General features: G+C 64.9%; 1 protein-coding gene. It reads left to right on the forward strand.

The window, feature by feature from the left end:
- Positions 1-105 precede the first annotated feature (105 nt).
- The coding region (locus FJV41_RS57480; RefSeq protein ID WP_220138035.1) for an ABC transporter permease at positions 106-425 on the forward strand (320 nt) is incomplete at its 3' end.

The following is a 425-nucleotide window of genomic DNA, read 5'->3' on the forward strand; positions in this document are numbered from 1 at the left end:
CCCCTGGCACCCGGCCCTCCCCGCTGAGCGGGGAGGGTTTTTTCGTCCTTTTCACCCCCTGCGGTGCGCCCCCGAGGGCGCATGCTCGGGAACCCGCGCATCCCCATGGAAAAACGCGTCCGATTCCAATCCACCTGGCTGCCCTGGCTGCTCATCGCCCCGCAGATGGCGATCATCCTGGTCTTCTTCTTCTGGCCGGCCAGCCAGGCGCTCGTGCAGTCGATGCAGATGCAGGACGCCTTCGGCACCTCCACGGAGTGGGTGGGGCTGGAGAACTTCAAGCGCCTGTTCGATGATCCGGGCTACATCGAGTCGTTCAAGACGACGGCGATGTTCTCGGTGCTCGTGGCCGGCTCAGGGATCGTGCTGTCGCTGCTGCTGGCGGTGTTCGCCGACCGCATCGCCAAGGGTGCGATGTTCTACAA

The organism is Myxococcus llanfairpwllgwyngyllgogerychwyrndrobwllllantysiliogogogochensis (genome assembly GCF_006636215.1).
GTDB lineage: Bacteria > Myxococcota > Myxococcia > Myxococcales > Myxococcaceae > Myxococcus > Myxococcus llanfairpwllgwyngyllgogerychwyrndrobwllllantysiliogogogochensis.